Raw genomic sequence first — 19,368 nt, 5'->3', positions numbered from 1 at the left:
GTCCTGTCCTTTCCTCCTTGAATTCGTTGCTCTTGTACTAGTTTTCGTTACAGGGTTTGTTACACCTTGCGGAGCAGCTTGACCTGCTGATTCAGGCCGTACGGCTTCACCACATACTCCGCGCAGTATTCCCGGCCTTCCGTGCGGAAGGAGCCCCAGTTAGTCGTCGCCGTCGCGCCGCGGGCCTGATGGAACGGGCCGAACATATTGCGCGGGCTGCCCATCACTTCAATCTCCAGCTTGTTCCGGCCCGCCTGCAAATAGCTCGTTACATCCAAACCGTCGGCAGCCTTCCATGGAATTTGTCCGGCCGGCATGCCGTTAATCCGCACCTCGACCGTAACCGCCGAGAAATCGCCCAGCTCCAGCACAGCTCGCACGCCGGGCTCCGGCGGATGCTCGTAATCCGCCTCGTAAATCATGCTGCCGCAGTAATGATAATATCCCTGCAGGCACCAATCCCCAACATGAAGCCGCTGCGGCTCGCTGACAATACGCCGGTCCGGGCTAACGCCGAACTCCCCAATCAAATAAATGTCCTCCAGCTCCATCGCGTTCGTATACGCGCAGGACAGCTCGATCTCGTTCATTCCTTGCCGCAGGAAGCCGGACTCCAGGCGGATGCAGTCAAAGGTCCGGTCCAGAAACCAGCGGTCGGCTCTGTTCTCCACCGCTGAGCGGTTCAAGCGGATATCAAACTGCTTCGCCCCCTCCAGCACAAGCGACAGCCCCTGTGCCGGAATTTCGCTGACTTCAAATTCAAACCGCAGCGTGACTGGCGCGCCATCGTTCGGATGCGGCCGGGACGCCCATTTGTAGCGCTGGGTGATGCCGTTATAGTAAACCTGCCGCATTCCCAGCGATTCGCGTATACGCCGCTGAGCCTGCCATACCTCCAGCTTCTCCGACCACGCTTCATCCTCCAGCTGGTAGAAGCATTGATCCAGCGTCAGCACATTCGGCATCGTCCGCCGAAAGCGGAACGCCGGGCCGAAGGCGGCATACAGGTCCTCATCGTGGAAAACAACAGGCTCTACCGTCTTGCCGGAGGCTTGGGGCGGCAGCGTGCTGTTAATGAAGAACAGCTTGGAATCCGCCGGGCCAAAACGCACATCCAGCCGCAAGCCCCTGCCCTCCTCCAGCCAAGCCTCGATTTCCTTGCGCTCGCCGGTAAGCGCATTCCATTCCTCGACCCGCCCGATATCCCCCGGCAGCTCAATCGACGCCGGAACGGATCGGTAACGGTCGTTGTTGACGATAAACAGAATGCTGCCGCCTTCCAGACGCCTCAGCATATACAATAGCTCCGGTGCTTCAGTCCCGTACTCGCTGCGAATGGATATATTCCGGGGCAGCACTTCCTCCAGACGGGCAATAGCCTCGCCGGGATGTCTTGCCGGGATAAAGCCGGGATGCTGAAACAGCCGCTGCCGCAGCTCCTCCGCCGCGCTTCGGCCCTCGATCATCGACGGCAGCGGCTGCACGCCAATGATGCGCCCGCCGGCGGCCATAAACTGCTCCAGCAGCTCCACCGTGCTGCGCAGCAAAGTATGTACCGGCGGCAGGACTACCGTTTTATACCGGGATCGGTTCACAACCAGCCGGCCGTCCTGCACCGATCCGGTCTCCGCCATAATCGTCTCGTCGCCGAGGTCAAGGTCATGGTGCGCGCCGAAAAGCGCTTTCAAAAACGCGTTGAATTCATCGCCGTACCGGTTAATGCCGGGGATATCCCGGTCGCGCCCGCGATTGGGCAGGCCGTATGGATTCGAGCCCAGCAAGGACCATGCGGTGGAAGCCGGATGCAGCACCAGCAAATCCCGGACAGGCTCGCCTTCGCTAAGCACTGCCCCGATGCGGGCGAAATAATCCTCCATCACGTGGTCGTATTTCCACCAGGAGGTATTATAATTGAATACCGGCGGATAATCCCGCTTCCGGCAGCCCTTGATGGAATAGAGCGCCAGATGCTGGGACAAGAAGTTCACACCGAGCACATACTGCCAATCACCAAGCCATTTTTGCCCTTCAAAAGTAAACTCCCAGCCCGTGCAGCCGTACGTTTCCGAGATGACCTTCTCCCGGCCGTACTGATTGGCTACACTGGTGCATTGCTTCACTGTCATATATTCGTCTGTCTGCTCGGTAAGCAAATCAATGCCGGGAATATGCTGATACCGGTAATGCGGCATCAGCGCCCCGCCGACACGGGTGCCAAGTCCCAGCTTATCCTCCTGCAGATAGTGGCCGGTAAGAGCCAATTGATTGTCCTCGCACCAGTCGTACAGCTGCTTCGTAAACGCCTCGCAGAACTTCTCGGCGACCGTCCGCCAATAATCATGGCGGGCCGCCGGGGATTCGCTGCTGTTGAAAAAAAGATGCGGCGCTGCATCCAGAATATCATATCCCCGCCTGCTGCTAAAGTAGGAGGCAAAATCATACGTCCACGGTACCCAGCCTCGGCCCGCCGTGTATTTGCAGTGCCGGTCATTAATGCTCGGCTCATCGGTGAAGATCCCCCGAATGGTCCGCCCGAAATGCTCTCCGACCTCCCGCTTGTAAACCTCATGTGTCCGGTCAATAAATTGGCGCACTGTGGCGGGATTCAAGCTGTCCGGCGGCGCCTCGTCATTAAACCATTCCACCGCCTCCGACACCTCGATACGGAAAGCAAGAAACACCTCGCCCTTCGCGGGCTGGGAGAAGCCTTCTTCGGAAACCGGACGCTGTCCTTGCTGTTGTCCTGGCGGCTGGCTATGACTGTGTTGACCAGACGGAGCGGAGTGCTGAGAGTGCGGAGCCCACTGCACCGCCTCCTCCGCCCAGTCAACCGCTGCACGCGCTTCAGCCCCCCGCTTCGCCGAGACCGCCTCCTCCCCTTCCGGCTCTGAGCTTCCCCTGTCTGCCCGCCCGGCCCCCGCTGACTCCAGCTCCCAGCGCCGGCCGGGCTCTCCGTCCAGCGGCAGGCGCTCACAATGGGCCAGCGACATGTCGTCCACCTCGGCCCGGAACAGCGCGACCTCCCGGCCATCCGTTATATACGGTCCCGAAACGACCTCAATCGTCAGCCCCTTGGAACGATACTCATCCCCGAGCGCAGGCACCTTGCCCCCTACATTACCTGAGGGCCAGCGGTCTTCGTCGTACATCCATGCCAGAAGCCCGACCTCCTCCGCCCGCTTCACCGAGGCTTTGACGGCCTCCATCCATTCCGGGCCCATGTATTCCGTCTCCAGACCGTCCCGGGAATGCATAAAAAAGCCGCCCATGCCCTGCTCCTTCATGCCGTCAATTTGCCGAACCAGCTCTTCGGGGTCCAGCTTGTCGTTCCAGCCCCAAAAAGGGGCGGAGCGGTATTCTGCAGAAGGGCGGTCAAACTTCGCCCTCAGCCGCTCCAGCGCCTCCGCCTGCCCCGTTATTCCCGGTTGTGCCGGTGCCGCCTGCTGCGGCTGCCCCTCTACCGGTTTCCGGCTGCGGCTGTCCTTGTCACCCATTCGCCTCACTCCCCGATTTCAAGACTCCAGCATACAATTCGTTCGCGCTTCCAGGTGTAGGTTACATAGACGCGGTTTCCTTCCGCAAGCACCGCAGGATATGAATATTCACCAGGCTCTCTTTCCAGTACCAGCAGTTCCTCCCAGGTATATCCGTTATCGCTGGAGACGCTTAACAGCAGCGGCGTACGCGGTCCCTTATACATCCCGACGGGGTTGTAGGCCAGCACAAGCGTCCCGTTTTCCATCTTAGCCAAATCAATGCCGCTGTTGTTGTTGGGCAAGTACGTCTTGTACGCCGGTGACCATGTCCGCCCGCCGTCCGCCGAATCACTGCGGTAGATGAAGCCGGCGGTGCTGCGCAGCAGCATATGCACTTGACCCGGAGCAGACTCCCATAACGTCGGTTGAATAATGCCCCGGCCGTGAACAAGCTGCAGCTTCTCCAGCACCTGCCCTGCTTGCTCCGGTGCCCGAACCGAACCCGGATGCAGCACCGGCACAAGGCCGCTGGCCGTCCAGGTAGCTCCTTCGTCGAAGGAGAGATCTACAAAAGCGTCCCATTCCACCGGCGTTTCCAAGGAGGCCGGAGCAGCCCAGGTGCCGTCCTGGAGCACAATGAGCTTATTTTTGACCGGACCGCGGCCTCCGACATCACCCGGCACCAGCTCAACCGGCTCGCTCCACGTTTGCCCGTCATCCAGTGAGACGATAAGCCGGGTATACCACTGCGGAATCGGATAACCAACCTTGTAGAACAGTAGAATTTCCCCTGATTCCTTGCGGTGCAGCACCGGATTCCAGTGAACAAGGTTTTCCTCATCGGCTACCTTGTACGGCGGGGACCATACCCCGTCTTTTTGCCTGGAGCACCAAATCGCCTCATCCGGCGCGCCTTCCTTCGATCCGGCGAAATACGAGATCAGCAAGCCTCCGTCCGGAAGCGTCACAATCGTAGAAGCATGGCAGCTCGGGAACGGGCGGTCCTCCTCAAATAAAAATTGTTTCTCCTGTTTCATCAGCTTCACACTCATGGCACACACTCCTATAGGATTAGTAGTAAGTTTTACGTTTGCTTCTCTACAAGCTTGAACGAATGCAGCCTCTTATTTTTTAAGCCGAGCCAGAGCGTCATTATAAATTTTTTCCAGCTCGCCCGCACCCATCTGCTGTGCTTTCTTCATTACCTCGTCATACGCCTCAATCGGCTTAACCCCCATAATAAACTTGTCGTATTCCTGATCCAGCATCGTGTTCAGGGTTACTGTCAGCTCCTTCACGCGGGTCGCCTCTTGCTTCGAAAGCGGCGGGTCCATCACCGGCTCGACATAGGCCTTGTCGTTTGCCACGATGCTCCAATATTCCTCGTTCAGAGCATCCCAATTTCCGGTCAGCTTCTCGATTTGGAACTGAGACATCGTGTTGGAGTAGTACGGCGTGAAGTTAAGCTGGCAGCAGCCCAAATCGGAATAGACGGCGTAATACGGTGTCGGCTGGGCATTTTTGAACTGGGCGATATAGTCCTCCTTGTACTTCGGCTGGCCCTTGTCATCCAGTGTGTAATTCACACCTTCCACGCCGAAGTTCATCAGATTGGACGCAGGCTCGGAATACATCCAGTCCACCAGCTTCACCAGCGTTTCCGGGTCCTTCGCTTTGGCGCTCAAGGCAAACGCCTTGCCTGTGAACGTCGTCGCATAAAATTGGGCCCGCGCCTTGCCGTTGGCGTACTGTGGAATCGGGAGAATCTGAAACTTGGCATCCGGCTGCGTCTTGCGCAAATCCCGGGTGTAGTTCAGCCCGAAGCCGCTGTTGTCCAGGAAGAAGAACGACTTCCCGCTGGTCAGCTTCTCTGTCCACTGCTGGGAGGTGGAGACCGCGTAATCCGGGTCCAGCACGCCCATTTTATACGCTTTATGGAAGTAAGCCAGCACGTTCTTGAAGGCAGGGGTTCCCGGACCGAACACATAACGTCCCCCGTCCACATCCTTATCAAAATAGATGCCGTTGCCGCTCGAATAGCCGCTGCCCAGCATGTACGCCCCGGTGCCGATAAGCTGCCCGGTGCCCTTGCGGATCGACCACGGCGTAGATTGCGGATACAGCTCCTTCAGCCTCGCCAGCACCGTCAGCAGCTCGTCGAAGGTTTTGGGCGCGGCCAGATTATGCTTCTTCAGCAGGTCCTCCCGGATCACGGGGCCAAAGCCGTTTTTGGCTTCATTGCGGGCAATCGCCGGAAAAGCGTACAGCTCGCCGTCTACCGTCATTTTGACCAAATCGGGGTTAGCGTCCCAAATTTTTTTGAAGTTCGGCATCAGCCCCTTGTTCATATACTCCATCAGCGGCAGGAATACCCCGGTGGAGCCGAAATCGTTAATGTCCTGCTTCTCAATCTGGATAATGTCCGGCAGGTTGTTTGTCGCCATCAGCGTCTTCTTCTTATCGTTGTAGTTGCTGCCGGGAACCGCTTCATATTCCAGCTTAATGCCGGTTTGCTTCAAAATCTCCTGCTGAATCGGCGTATTGTTCTTAATCGGCTGGTTGGCGCTTTCCGAGAGAACGACCTTTACCGTGCGCTCCTTCTCTGAAATTTTACCGCTTGCCGATCCTGCAGCCGGTGCCGACGTGCCCTGCGCTCCGGTCGACGGCGTCTCCTTATTGCCTGTGCAGGCGGTAAGACCTGAAGCCAGCAGCATCACCGCCGCTGCCGTTAAAAATACCGTTCGACCCCCGAACCACCATTTTGCCATTATTTCGTCCCCCCATCAGATTATTGGCTTTTATGCTTCGATCAAGGAAATCGGGCTGATGCTGCCGCCTCTGCTTCCCTCTGCGCGCCCCTGCCGTCAGGCTGTGCGCGTACACCTGCTGACCTCAGGACGGCGATTCCCGCTTCACCCATCCGCAGCTTCTTACCCTTTCAACGCGCCGATCATGACCCCTTTGGCAAAATATTTTTGCAAATACGGGTACACGATCAAAATCGGCAGTACGGTAATAATAATGACGGCATATTTGTAGTTGGTCGCCACCACGCGGAAGCTGGACCCGACACTGCCGATTTCGCTCGACTGGTCGGAGAATTCTCCGGCAATGACGATATTGCGCAGCAGCACCTGCACCGGGTACATGTCCTTGCTGTTCAGATACAGCAGGGCGGGGAAAAAGCTGTTCCAATGATGCACCGCATAGAACAGCACCATGGTGGCCATAATCGGCATGGATAACGGCAATATAATGCGGAACAGGATTTGAAAATCGTTTGCCCCGTCCAGAAAGGCCGATTCCTGAAGCGATACCGGAATGCCTTCAAAAAACGTCTTCATAATCAGCATGTTGAAGGTATTGATTGCGGGAGGAAGCACCATCGCCCACATCGTATCGATGAGTCCCAGCTTCTGCACAACCAGGTATGTCGGAATAAGACCTCCGCTCAGGAACATCGTGAACGCAATCATGAAGATGAATACATTGCGCCCGTACATGTCCCTGCGGGACAAGGCGAACGCGCACATCGCGGAGCAAATGACATTGATGGCGGTGCCAACGGATGTATAAAGCAGCGTGTTGGAATAAGCGTTCCAGATGTCTTTGTTCTTAAAAATAATCGCATAGGCCTCCAGCGTCATATCCTGCGGCCAAAACTTGACCAGCCCCCGGTTTACCGCGCTGCCGTCGCTAATGGACACGATGAAGATGTAGTACATCGGATACAGCGTGACAAACACCAGGACTAGCAGCAGCAGCACATTAACGACCTCGAACAGCCGGGCGCTCCAAGGCTTTCGGATTCTCATCGGCCGACCACCTCCTACCATAACCCGGTTTGGCTTATTTTTTTGGAAATGCGGTTTGCGCTGTACAGCAGGACCAGCCCGACCACCGCCTGGAACAGCTCAACCGCGGTGGCATAGCTGAAATCGCTTCCAAGAAGACCTCTGCGGTACACGAACGTGGAGATGACATCCGCCGTCTCATAAGTGGAGCCGTTGTACAGCAAAATGATTTTCTCAAAGCCGATGGACATCAGCCTGCCCAGATTCAGAATGAGCATGATGGAAATCGTCGGGGTAATGCCGGGCAGGGTCACATTCCACAGCTGCCGCCAGCGGCCGGCGCCATCCATATTCGCTGCATCGTACAGCTCTGCATCAACCGCCGTGAGGGCCGCCAAATAAATAATCGAGCCCCAGCCAACATTTTGCCAAATATCGGAGGCGATGAAGATCGTCCGAAACCACTCCGGAAGCATCAGAAATTTGATCGGCTCCATCCCGAGCCATTTCAACAGCTGATTCACCAGGCCATCTGTGGACAAAAAATTAACGATCATCCCGCAGACAACCACTGTCGAAATAAAATGGGGCAAATAGCTGATGCTCTGCACAACCCGCTTGAACACCCGATGCTTGACCTCATTGAGCAGCAGCGCCAAAATAATCGGAGCCGGAAACGCCCAGAACAAGCCGTACACGTTAATGAGCAGCGTGTTGCGGACCAGCTTCCAGAAATAGGCGTCCTGCATGAATTTCTCGAAATGCTGCAGTCCCACCCACGGGCTTCCTGTAATGCCTTTAACAATATTGTAATCCTTAAAGGCAATCAGAATGCCGTACATGGGCCAGTAATGAAACAACGCATAATAACAGAACGGAATGAAGAAGATGGCGTACAAAAATTTGCTGCGCAGCATCCCGCGCAGGACGGGGTGCCTGACCTTGCGCTGTATGTCCCGTTCGAGGCGGACCGCCTCCTGATGTGGAGAGACTTGGATAGAAATTCCTCCTTTCTGTGTGGTGCGGCATGCAAGTCTGCTGCTTCGCTATTCGACGTTAAGACAGCGCTTACATTTCCTGCTGTGCTCATTATAGGTACAGCGGGAAGCCGGAGGAAAGAACCGATACCGGAAAGGACGATTCATTTTTCCCACAGAAAGGCCGATGATGCATTTTTCCCAGACGATGCAAATGTCCCACAGCCCGCCGCCGGCCCATTCTTGGGCCAACAAAGCAAGCAATCCCCCTGCCCGCGCCAGCAGGACAGAGGGATTCACATTTCATCCTTCGACGTTTACAATCACACGCCGGTAACGAGTCAGAGCCGGACTGCCGTTATCGGTGACGGCAAGAATGATGTGCATGGTGCCATTGCGCAGGACACGCTCCGTCGGGACGGTAAACCAGGCTTTTTGCTTGTCGGCATCCTGAATCGGGACGGGAGCCCCGGTACGGGCCGAGGATGTGGTAAAGGTGCCTGCCTCATCGTAATAAAACCACTGATACGAAAGCGTGTCGCCGTCCGGGTCAAAGGAGCCTTCAGCACTCAGATCAACGCGTTCACCGGGCTTAGCCGACAGCTCGGCCGGGTGGCCCAGCCTGGGAACAGGCGGATGGTTAGCCTCGGCATAAGCTTTGATCGTCCAGTCCATACGTGCCGAAAAATCATTTTGAAACGCTTCGCGCCAACGCCAAATGGTCGCTTTATTGCTGGTGTGCCAGTTGCCGTCAACACCCAGAACCTCGTCAGCGGCATCACTCCAGAAAGGCCGTGTCTCCGGCTCCAGGAAGCTTTTCTGCGTAGGCGGGGTATACAGCTCATAACGTCCTCCCCAGCTCCCCCAATCGGGGTGTTCGGGGTGGCCTAGACCATTATTGATAAGATACAGGAAAGTCGGCGTGTCACCTTCCATGAGGAAGGTAGCCTGCGGGTATTGAGCGCCAAGCGGTCCCTTGCAGCGGATATGCTCATCTAACCATGGATTGTCGACGATACTGAAGTCGGCACCGGTAAACCGGCCATGAAACTGATCGCCGCTAATCCCGCTCCAGGTGGCGAAATGATACGCTCCGCCGCTATGAAAGCCTGGACTGGCGATGTAGAACAAGCCGGGGAACTCCTTCCGCATCCAAGGACCTGAATCGTCTTGGTCGGAAATGGCGTACACCCGTACCCGCGAGACGAATTGATCGAGCTCCTGCGCCGAACGGGTAGCCCGAATTTTCCAGAGCGCCTGCGCGAGGACGTTCGGTCCCCCCCAGACAAGCACCCATAACGGACGCGGATCGTCGCGATCGACAGCCGAGATCAGCAGTTCAGAGCCCGAAGAATCCTTATCCGCGCCTACTCCTTCCAACCCGTAGAGAGGAAGCCCTTCTTTAATGATCGATAGCAGATACTCGCCATCCGGAAAACCGGATTCATGCTGTTCCAGTTGATCACGAACCTGGCTGTAGGCACGAACGATATCCTGAATACGCCATGCGGCAGTTTTATCCTTCAGATGGATGGATGTGGTAGCGACAAGACCCTCGACGTCCCAATGATTCGAGTAAGTAAGAAAACGGACCAAAGACATGGCGTCATCCGGTTCATTCTCGATGTCGGTCAGAACAAGAACTCGCGGCTTGGCATTTGTTTCGTCTGGGTACATGATTACCTCCTGCAATGTATTTCTATGAACCGGTAAACGTTGCACATGAAGAAACGAGACGGAAATTCAGCAAGCCACGGGAACAAACCCGTCTTTTTCCACAGCGCGGAAACTGCAGGCAATCGTTCTGCACAGACCAGACGGATGCTCCGGATGGGCCGCTCAGGTGCGCCATGGCGCAATCCGGCTGATGTTCTAGTCGTACAGTCCGTCTACTGAGGTCTCGCTGCCGGGAAAAAGCAGCTCTGTTTGAATAACACGTTAGCTCGTCACTTCCGCTTGTTGCTTTTCAAATGGTACAAGCCGGCTTCGGCTTCGGCTATCATCGCCCGGCATAGGGTCTGACAACGAGGTGCTCTAGGCCAAAAACCGGCTAAGCGGCTCTTTGCCGTTCCATTCGTCAATCATATTCAGCACCAGCAGATTCCAGTTCAGGAAACCGCCATTCATGACAGGCTCCCCGGTTTCCGGATTGTAGTACTCATGCAGTGTTCCTGTTTTCTGAAGATCGCTTCCGAGCAGGTCCACAGTGGCCCGGCAAATTTCCCCTGCCTCCTCGTGGAAGCCGTAATTCATCAACCCGCGGAATACCACATAATTGGACACAATCCATATAGGCCCCAGCCAGTTCGACGGGTTATTCGTTACTGAAAGATCATACATCTTCTCATCCCGCGACAGCGTCCGAATGCCGAAGCTGCTCGCAAATGTGTTCTGATCCACCGCGTGGGTTTGTGCCAAATACGCCGCTTGCGCAGCATTCGCCACACCGGACCAAAGCGGCAGAAAGCCGGTCCAGGCACGGATTTTGATCGGGAGCGTTTTCCAGAACACGCCCAGCCCCTGGTGGAACCAGTCGTAGGCCCGGGTCTTGATATCCACATCCACGGAATAGAAAAACTTGTCCCGTTTATCCCAGCATTCTTCCTGAATGGCGGCCTGCAGCGCTTCCGCCTTGGCTTGGTAATGAGCCGCTCGCTCCTCCCGGCCCAGCTTGCCCATGATGAGCGCCATGGCTTTCAGCTCGCTGACCATGAAGCCGTTCAAGTACATATTGGCCGTGGAAAACCGGGGACGCCCGAACGTAGCCGGATCGTTGTCCATGCCAATCATGACATCGTCCGCCCATACGTACAAGCCGGTATGCTCATGGTAATAATAACGGTCATAGCATGCGAAATAAGCCTCCAGCTTGTCCGCATAGTGACGCACCCATTCGAAATCTCCGCTAACCCCGCTGATGAGGGCGATTTGCTGGCACAAAAACGGCTTGTGCATATTCAGAATGACGCCTTCCTTGTGCTTGGTAATGAGGTAAGGCTCTGTCACGCCCTCGGCTTCCTTCATGATCATCATCGGAATGTACCCGTCGTCGAGCTGATGATCCATGAAGTTGTGAATGTTTCCTTTGGCAAATCGCAGGTAATGCGCTTCCTCCTCCTGATTCTCGGCCAGGTTGAGCAGGGCGTACACCGCCCAAAAGGAATCCCAATCCCACAAGTTGCCGTCATATACCGAACCGGGATCGACAAACGGATGCTTCAGAAAATGGGTCGGTTCTTTCAAGGTTAGATGAGCCTGGCTGCGGATAAATTCCCGCAGCGAAGCCGCATATTCTGGCTGAATAACATTCATAGTTTGTAGTTCTCCTTTATCCTTTTACGCAGGCAGCGAGCTTGCTGCTGAACTCATAGCGGCCCGAGCCGATGCGGTAGATACGTTTGTCCGCCAAGATACCCAGCTCCTCCGCGCCTTCTGGGGCGGCGATCACTTCTTGAGGCACATAGACCGTAGCGGTCGTGTTAACCGGAACCGTCACATTCAAGACAAAACGGTCTTCCTCCAGCTTCCAAGCCGACTGAATCAGGCCGTAGCTGCTGTCCAGCTCCGCCTTCACCCAGGTCAGCTTGCCGCCCGGACGAGGATGAATCACAATGTGCTTGAAGCCGGGCTGTGCCGGCTCCGTATCGATCCCGGCCATGTACCGGTACATCCATTCCCCCACCGAGCCAAGCGAGTAGTGATTGAAGGAGTTCATTCCCGGAGTTTGGAAGCCTTCCGTTTCGGTCCAGCCGTCCCAACGCTCCCAGATGGTTGTTGCCCCGTGCTTAACGGAGTACAGCCAGGACGGGAACGAATCCTGATGCAGCAGCGTGTAGGCCAAATCGTTTAAGCCGTTCTCCGTAAGGACCGGCAGCAAGTAACCGACGCCCAGAAAGCCCGTGGACAAATGGTCATCATTTTCATGAATAAGCTGCTCCAAGCGCTGAATCGCAAGCTTTTTCAGATCGGGCGGAAGCAGATCAAAGTACAGGGCCAGCACATAGACCGTTTGCGTGTCGCCTTCGATGATTCCCTGCTCGTTCACATATCGCCCGACAAATGCGGCGCAGATGTCATCAAACAGCTTGCGGTAGCTCGCCTCATCCTCGCGGCGACCGAGAATGCCGGCGATTCGGGCGAATAGGGCTGTACTGTAGGCGAAATAAGCTGTCGCCAGCACATCCTTCGGCGTATCCGCATTGATGGACAACCAGTCGCCGTAGTCGGCATAATCCGGACGGATGAGATCGGTTGTTGTCGATTTCAAATAACCGACCCATTTTTTCATCGCCTCGTAGTTCGCTTCCAGAATGCGCCGATCCTCATACATCAGGTACAGGGTCCAAGGGATAATAATTCCCGCATCGCCCCATCCGGCATTGTCCGGCGCAAACCACTCGACACGGACCTGCTTCCAGGCAAACCAGCCCGCATCCGGCGCTACATCCGGAAATGCGCCCTCCGGTGTTTGAAAGTCTGTCATGTCTGTCATATATTTCATGAAGAAACGCGAAACGTCCATATTGTAAGCTGCTGTACGGATGAAGATTTGCGCATCGCCGGACCAGCCCAGACGCTCATCCCGCTGCGGACAGTCAGTCGGCACGCTCAAATAATTGCCCCGCTGGCCCCAACGAATGTTGCTGATAAGACGGTTCACCATGGCATCGGACGTTTCCAGGGTGCCGGTTGGCGGGGTGTCGGAATGAGCCGCTTGACCCGTAATGAGGTCTGCCGTCAGCTCTCCCGGATAGCCTTCCACCTCCACATACCGGAACCCGTGGAAGGTGAAGTGAGGCTCGCAAACCTCCACGCCCTCCCCGCGCAGCACATAAATATCCTCCTGAATCGCACGGCGCAGATTTTCAATGTACAGGGTGTCGTCTTCCTGAATCATTTCGGCGTGGCCGACCTTCACGCGTGTTCCCGCCGGCCCGCTGACCTGCAGCCGAATCCAGCCCACCATATTTTGGCCCATATCTGCCATATACGTGCCGCGAGCCGTCTTCCAGATTTTCACCGGAGTCAGTGATTCCGTAACGCGCACACCCTTATCCGGCTGGGAAACGAGCAGGCCTGAATACGAGGCAAGCTTCTCCGCCGGCCGCCAGCCCTCTGCTGCGAAGCCCGTTTTATTCCAATCCGGCCATGCCTTACGGGCATCATAGGTTTCTCCCATGAGCATATCGGAATACTGAATGGGTCCGGTATTCATCGTCCATGTCCCGTCGGACACAATACGGCTGCTGGTCCCGTCTGTATAATGAAGCTCCAATTGCACGAGCAAACTCGGACTTGTGCCATAAATACGGCGGCCCATCATGCCGACGTGTCCGGCATACCAGCCCGTGCCGAGTATGGCGCCAATTGCATTGCCGCCTGCCTGGATCTGAGCCGTTACATCATAGGTTTGATATTGAGCGCGGATATTGTAGTCGGTCCAGCCCGGCGCAAAATAATCCCCGCTAACCCGGCTGCCGTTCAGATGGAGCTCATATACGCCTAAGGCTGTGGCATACAGAACCGCCTGTTCCACTGCTTTATCCGCCGCAAACTCCTTGCGCAAATACAAGGCCGGCGGCAGCTCCTCCTCTTCATCTACAGTACAGCCAATCCAGTCGCCCTGCCAGTCCCCGGCATGGAGCAGTCCCATCGACCAGCTGGACACCTCGCTCCATGCAGAGGCGCGTCCGGCTGCATCCCACACTTGAACCTTCCAATAATAGACACGGCCAGATGCCAGCGGGCTGCCTTCATACACAACCTGTATCGACCGGTCCGAGTCTACCTTGCCGCTATCCCAGACGTCCCCTTGATCCTGTGCTAGCAGCTCTTCCCGGGTCGCGGCCAAAATCCGGTAAGCTCCCTGGCGCTGCGAAGCCTCATCGGACTCCAACATCCAGCTGAACCGGGGCTGAAGCGTATCCAGCCCTAAGGGCCGGTCCATTGATTCCACACGCAGACGGCGTATGACTACACTCATGCTTCGTGCTCCTCCTTGTATTTTGTCCTGGGCATGGCTTGCCGGAGCGATTACTGCCCGGCCGCAACAGCCCGCAGGGCCAGATAAGACTGGCGAGGCAGAGGAATCGTGCAGCTTCCGCGATAAGTTCCGTCCAGCCGCTCTGTCTTCATATTCCAAGTGTCAACCACATCAATGTAATACTCTTTCGTTTCCGGCAGGTCCAGCTCCCAGCTCGCCGGACGGTTTATCCCGAGATATTCCCAGAAGCAGGCGCGCTCCTCCGGCGGATTCCACAAATCCGGCAATGCTTCCTCCATCAGGCTGCGCATGAACGCAATCCGCTCCGGGCTCTCGCCATACAGCTTTCCGCCACGTGAAATCCACGATTTTTCGTTGACGACCTCGCCATGGGCTGCATAACCGCCCTGAACCATGCTGTCCCAGAAACGGCTGACCAGCTCTTCGCCCGGGACATTGCCCCAGCGCCGTGCGGCATTGCCCTCATAGCAGCATTCATCCAGCACGACCGGCTTCTTATGGGTGGCAATCCATTCCGTCATCAGGCCGGAATCCCAGTGCTGGACACTTTGATGTGTAATCCAAGGCTTGGAATAATCGTAGGTGGCTGTTCTGGTATAATCATACATTTTGGTGCCGTTATGAATGGACAGCAGATGCCCGTACGGGTCAAAGCGTTTCACCACCTGGCATACGCGATCCCAGTTTTCCATTGATTTGTATTTATTGAAGTCGAATTCGTTGGCCAGCGACCACCATACATTGCGGAAGGAGGACAAGCGGGCAATCACATACCGCAGGTACAAATCTTCCGTTTCCGGCTCCAATTGCTCGAAGCCCCAGACGCCTTGGTCATACGGATGGAACAAAATAATATCCGCTTCGATGCCCAGACGCTGCAAATCCATAATACGCGCTTCGAAATGGGCGAAAAATGCCGGGTTAAAGCGCGTTACGTCCGCTCCTTCCGTCCGGCTGCCCGCAAATGCCAGCTGACGGGAATGCATATCCCCGGTCGGCAGCACGCACATGCGGACCTTATTGAAGGAGGCCTTCGCCAGCTCCGACAAGGTTTCCTCTTCCTCCGCCACATTCTCGTGATGCACCCAATGATAAAGCGTTGTTCCGAAAGGCAGGTATGGCGTGCCGTCGGCAAACTCAAAACGGTAGGCATCCTTGACCACGACCGGCCCATGATTATCTCCCTGTGCAGCCACCGCCTGGAAGCTTCCCTGCATTCCGTCCAGCTGCGGGCTGCTGCTCCGCGTTACATACGTCCAGACCCCTTCGGCGTCCGGCATAAAACGCAGCTTGTACACGCCGTCCCCATCATAAAAGCCTTCCGCCTCTACAATCCGGTTGCCATGGCAGAACTCGGCATAAAACGTAACCTCCTGAAAAGGGTTCCCCTCCGCCGGGCCATCAAAGCGCCGTTCGAACCGGTCCCATACCTGTACAGGCTCCAATGCTTGGATTACGCTGTCGCTGTGTGTCATAAGCTCCTCCGTTTCTACCGTGTCCATGATTTATCATTTATCGCTTCGCTTGCGGCACGCAGCTTCAGGCAGGCCGGATATGACCCGGTAAAGCCTGCCGCTTGCGAGCCGTGCTGCGAATTTTTTCTCCAGAAAGGTCGTGAAGCCGGTGCCTTGGAACGGGCGGGGATTCTTCTCCCGCATGTCCGGACCGGATGATTTCTAGTTGCACGTGGATATGCCAAGAGACGAATTGCAGCATACCGCCCGCGCGCATCTTTTATGCACCTGAATCCTGGAAGACATAGCTTCCTGCGCCGCCAAGCGGTACGTCGAACCCCATCGCCTGTCATCCGGCCTCCGGCTTCTTGTTCACCGCGCATTTAAGCAACTTTTCTACCTTAACGAGGGTTCAGCCTGTTCAGGTCTGCTTCATTTGTTTCGTTTGTTTCGTTTGTTTCGTTGTTTCGTCGTTTCGTCCGTTCAGCCCATTGTTCAATCCGGCTCGCCATGATCCGCCTTCGGACGTTCCGACGCTCGAATAAAGTTATCGTCAGCCTCCAGACGGTTTCCGGCTGCGCCTTTTCTTGACGTGCCGCTCGCAGCTGCTTTGGAAGCGAATTTTGACGGCTGGTCTGCATTCAAGTCATATCGGACTGATTGCGCAGCTGCAGCCTGATTGCGAATACGCAATGCCTGATACCGCTTCGACGGCAGCGGCACACTAATATTATCCGTGAATTCGCCAGGCAACTCGGTTACGGTCATATTCCATACATCAATCAGCTCCACCTTATAACGGCCTTCCGGCACACGCAGCTGCTTATACGGGAAGCGGTGAATAATGTGGTACTGCAAATAGTACTCGCCATCGACACCAATCGTCGGAGCGTCGTAATACTCGGGCATATAACGCAGGTGTGTCGGAGCCCCCTCCATAATACTGCGCAGGAAGGCGATTCTCGGCGCAGACTCTCCGGACAACGCGCCCCCTTGTGTCTGCCAGGTTTCGCCATGCTCGCGGACAAAGGTTTCGCCATGCCCGGCAAAGCCGCCACGGCACATGCTGATCCATATGCGGTTGACAAGCTCCTCGGCCGGTAAGCTGCCGATTCTTGTCGGGGCATCCCCCTCGCTGCCGCACTGGTCCAAAATAACCGGTTTGCCATGCAATTCCGCGTAACGCGAAACCTGGCTCGCATCCGTACAAATCAAGCTCACATGGCTAATGGCAGGCACCGAGAAATCGGCAAACGGATTCGCTGTATGTATCGTCAGCAGATGGCCGTATGCGTCATGAGCCTGTATAAGCCGCAGCAGTTCAGCCCGTTCCTTGGCCGGCGTTCCCGCTTCGTTCAGGAGAAGGGTCCACCATACATTCCGGTATGCCGCAAGACGGCTGACCGTTTCCCGCACCAGCTGTGCCGCTTCCGGTCCGCCTTCGCTGCAATCCAGCAGCAGCTCCGCTTCAATTCCAAGCGCAGACAGCCGGATAATCGCAGCCTCCAGCTGATCCAAGCCGGCTGCATCCACCCGCATCCGCAGCTTGGTAAAGGACGCGTCCTGCAAGGAAGCAAGTGTCGCCTCCGCCTGTTCCCCCTTGTACCACTCCAGGCTTGTGGTGCCAATCGGCACATATGGTGTTCCATCAGCATAAGCAAATGCTGCTTTGCCGACGACCTGCACAGGTCCGCGGTTGCCCGCCGACGGAGGTGTGCAAATAAAGCTGCCGACTTGAATTTGCTGCAAATCCGACCCGGCTTGCCCGGCTCCGTTCTGCTGTCCCTGCCAAATGGAATAAGTCCATTCCCCTTCTTCACCCGGCATAAACCGGACGATTTGTTCCCCATTGCTGCCGGTAAAAGCTGCGACCTCCCGTTTCCGGTTGCCGTTGGAAAAAATAGCTTTTACCAGAGAAACGCCGGTATCCCCCTGTTCCGAATTACCGCTTGCTGCGGGAACGGCCATTTCCACCATTCCCCACCGTTCCACCTGCCGAAGCCGGCCCTCTGTCCCGTGATCCTCTCTAGCCGATGCTGTTGTAGTCAACATGACACCTCCGCTCAAATTCGTATAGGATTGAAAGCATGACCACGCACGCTTGGACGGCGCACGCTGCCACAGGTTATATTCTCATTTCCATGCTTAAACCAGGTCAGGAGATGACGGATAGAACCGCCTTTTTCCAGCCCTGGCACAGCAGATCCCGGTTCTCCGGGTGCATGGACGGCTGAAACGTCGTCTCATCCGAAGCTAAGGAACGGATTTCCTCCGTATCCTTCCAGAACCCGACTCCGATTCCCCCCAAGTACGTGGAACCGATTGCAGACAGCTCGGAAACCGCCGGCCGGACAACACTCGCCTGGAGCATATCGGCCTGATACTGCATGAGAAATTGATTCTGGGCTCCCCCGCCGTCTACACGCAGCTCCTGCAGCCGAATTCCTGACTCCGCCTGCAGCAGATCCACCATATCGCGGACCTGGTAAGCAATACTTTCCAGCGCAGCACGGATAATGTGCCGCCTGTCGCTTCTCCGGCTCATGCCGGTTACTGCCGCGCGAGCATCCGGGCTCCAATACGGAGCTCCCAGGCCGACCAGGGCAGGAACGAAGTATACTCCTTCGTTATCCTGCAGCGAGGCTGCCTGCTGTTCCGCTTCCGCATAATCGGTGAACAGTCCCATCTGATCGCGCACCCACTTCATGCTGTCTCCCGAGCTGTGGATAATGCCTTCAAGCGCATAGTGCACGGTTCCGTCAATGCCCCAGGCGATTGCGGTTACCAGACCATTCCGGGACGACACCGGGCTGGAGCCGATATTCATCATCACAGAGGTTCCCGTCCCATACGTTGCCTTGGCCATACCGGGCAGGTAGCACATCTGACCGAACAGCGCTCCCTGGGAATCACCAATCACTCCGGAAATCGGGACCTCATCCGGGAACAATCCGGCATCTCGGGTCACACCATACACCGCATTGCTGGACTTGACCTCCGGCAGCTTGACTCCGCCAACGCCGAATAGCGAAATGAGCTCCGCATCCCACTGGAGCGTGTGAATGTTAAACAGAGACGTCCGGCTGGCATTGGTATAATCCGTTGCATGCACCTCGCCGCCCGTCAGCTTCCACAGCAGCCAGCTGTCTATCGTACCGGCCAGCAGCCTGCCGGACGCCTCCGCCTCCTTGCGGTAAGCCGGGTCCAGATGCTCCAGAATCCAGCGGATTTTGCCTGCGGAAAAGTACGGGTCCAGAACCAGTCCGGTCTTATCCCGGACCAGCCCTTCAAACCCGCCCTCCTTCAGCTCGGCGCAAAGCCCCGCCGTTCGCCTGCATTGCCAAACAATCGCATGATGTACAGGAAGACCGGTTTCCCGGTCCCATATCACTGCGGTTTCTCTCTGATTGGTCACCGTCAGCGCCGCAAGCTGCTGCGGGGAAACACCCGCGAGCTCCAGCACCCGCCGGATCGTTTCCTGCACATTTCCGTAAATCTCCATCGCATCATGCTCGACCCAGCCCGGCTGCGGATACAGCTGGGCATGCTCCTTCGAGCATTTGGCGGCAATGCGGCCCTGCTTGTCGACCAGAAGCGCTTTCGTTCCGGATGTGCTTTGGTCAACGGATAAAATGTAGTTTTTGTCCATTAGTGCAGCACCTC

11 protein-coding genes are annotated in these 19,368 nt (G+C 56.3%); all 11 read right to left on the bottom strand.

The genetic code is table 11. The annotated features are described in order from the left end of the window. Positions 1-59: 59 nt before the first annotated feature. Positions 60-3,494: a glycosyl hydrolase gene (locus WBG83_RS15290; RefSeq protein ID WP_336746025.1), complete on the bottom strand. Its 3,435-nt coding sequence runs from the start codon at positions 3,492-3,494 to the stop codon at positions 60-62. A 5-nt stretch (positions 3,495-3,499) separates the two neighbouring features. Beyond that, the gene (locus tag WBG83_RS15285) at positions 3,500-4,528 is read right to left on the bottom strand and encodes a sialidase family protein (protein WP_336746024.1); all 1,029 of its coding nucleotides are present in this window, start codon (positions 4,526-4,528) and stop codon (positions 3,500-3,502) included. Positions 4,529-4,600: 72 nt separating this feature from the next. Next, positions 4,601-6,244 (bottom strand): extracellular solute-binding protein, encoded by a 1,644-nt coding sequence (locus WBG83_RS15280; RefSeq protein ID WP_336746023.1) that lies wholly within the window; start codon positions 6,242-6,244, stop codon positions 4,601-4,603. A 162-nt stretch (positions 6,245-6,406) separates the two neighbouring features. Next, positions 6,407-7,291: a carbohydrate ABC transporter permease gene (locus WBG83_RS15275; RefSeq protein WP_336746022.1), complete on the bottom strand. Its 885-nt coding sequence runs from the start codon at positions 7,289-7,291 to the stop codon at positions 6,407-6,409. A 14-nt stretch (positions 7,292-7,305) separates the two neighbouring features. After that, complete coding sequence (locus tag WBG83_RS15270; protein ID WP_336746020.1) at positions 7,306-8,187, bottom strand: ABC transporter permease; 882 nt, start codon at positions 8,185-8,187, stop codon at positions 7,306-7,308. Positions 8,188-8,550: 363 nt separating this feature from the next. Then, positions 8,551-9,924: a DUF1593 domain-containing protein gene (locus tag WBG83_RS15265; RefSeq protein WP_336746019.1), complete on the bottom strand. Its 1,374-nt coding sequence runs from the start codon at positions 9,922-9,924 to the stop codon at positions 8,551-8,553. Positions 9,925-10,281: 357 nt separating this feature from the next. Then, complete coding sequence (locus tag WBG83_RS15260; protein WP_336746017.1) at positions 10,282-11,559, bottom strand: MGH1-like glycoside hydrolase domain-containing protein; 1,278 nt, start codon at positions 11,557-11,559, stop codon at positions 10,282-10,284. Between the two features lie 16 nt (positions 11,560-11,575). After that, the gene (locus WBG83_RS15255; RefSeq protein ID WP_336746016.1) at positions 11,576-14,230 is read right to left on the bottom strand and encodes a glycoside hydrolase family 78 protein; all 2,655 of its coding nucleotides are present in this window, start codon (positions 14,228-14,230) and stop codon (positions 11,576-11,578) included. Between the two features lie 50 nt (positions 14,231-14,280). Beyond that, on the bottom strand, positions 14,281-15,726 hold the full coding sequence (locus WBG83_RS15250) for a DUF5060 domain-containing protein (protein WP_336746015.1): 1,446 nt from the start codon (positions 15,724-15,726) through the stop codon (positions 14,281-14,283). A 474-nt stretch (positions 15,727-16,200) separates the two neighbouring features. Further along, positions 16,201-17,757 (bottom strand): DUF5605 domain-containing protein, encoded by a 1,557-nt coding sequence (locus WBG83_RS15245; RefSeq protein WP_336746014.1) that lies wholly within the window; start codon positions 17,755-17,757, stop codon positions 16,201-16,203. A 103-nt stretch (positions 17,758-17,860) separates the two neighbouring features. Further along, positions 17,861-19,354: a glycerol kinase GlpK gene (gene glpK / locus WBG83_RS15240; protein WP_336746013.1), complete on the bottom strand. Its 1,494-nt coding sequence runs from the start codon at positions 19,352-19,354 to the stop codon at positions 17,861-17,863. Positions 19,355-19,368 lie beyond the last annotated feature (14 nt).

Origin of the sequence: Paenibacillus sp. y28, assembly GCF_037137075.1 — a bacterium.
Taxonomy (GTDB): Bacteria; Bacillota; Bacilli; order Paenibacillales; family NBRC-103111; genus JBBBNV01.
The sequence above is the reverse complement of the archived record's forward strand: the minus strand, read 5'-3'. Positions and strand labels throughout refer to the sequence as shown.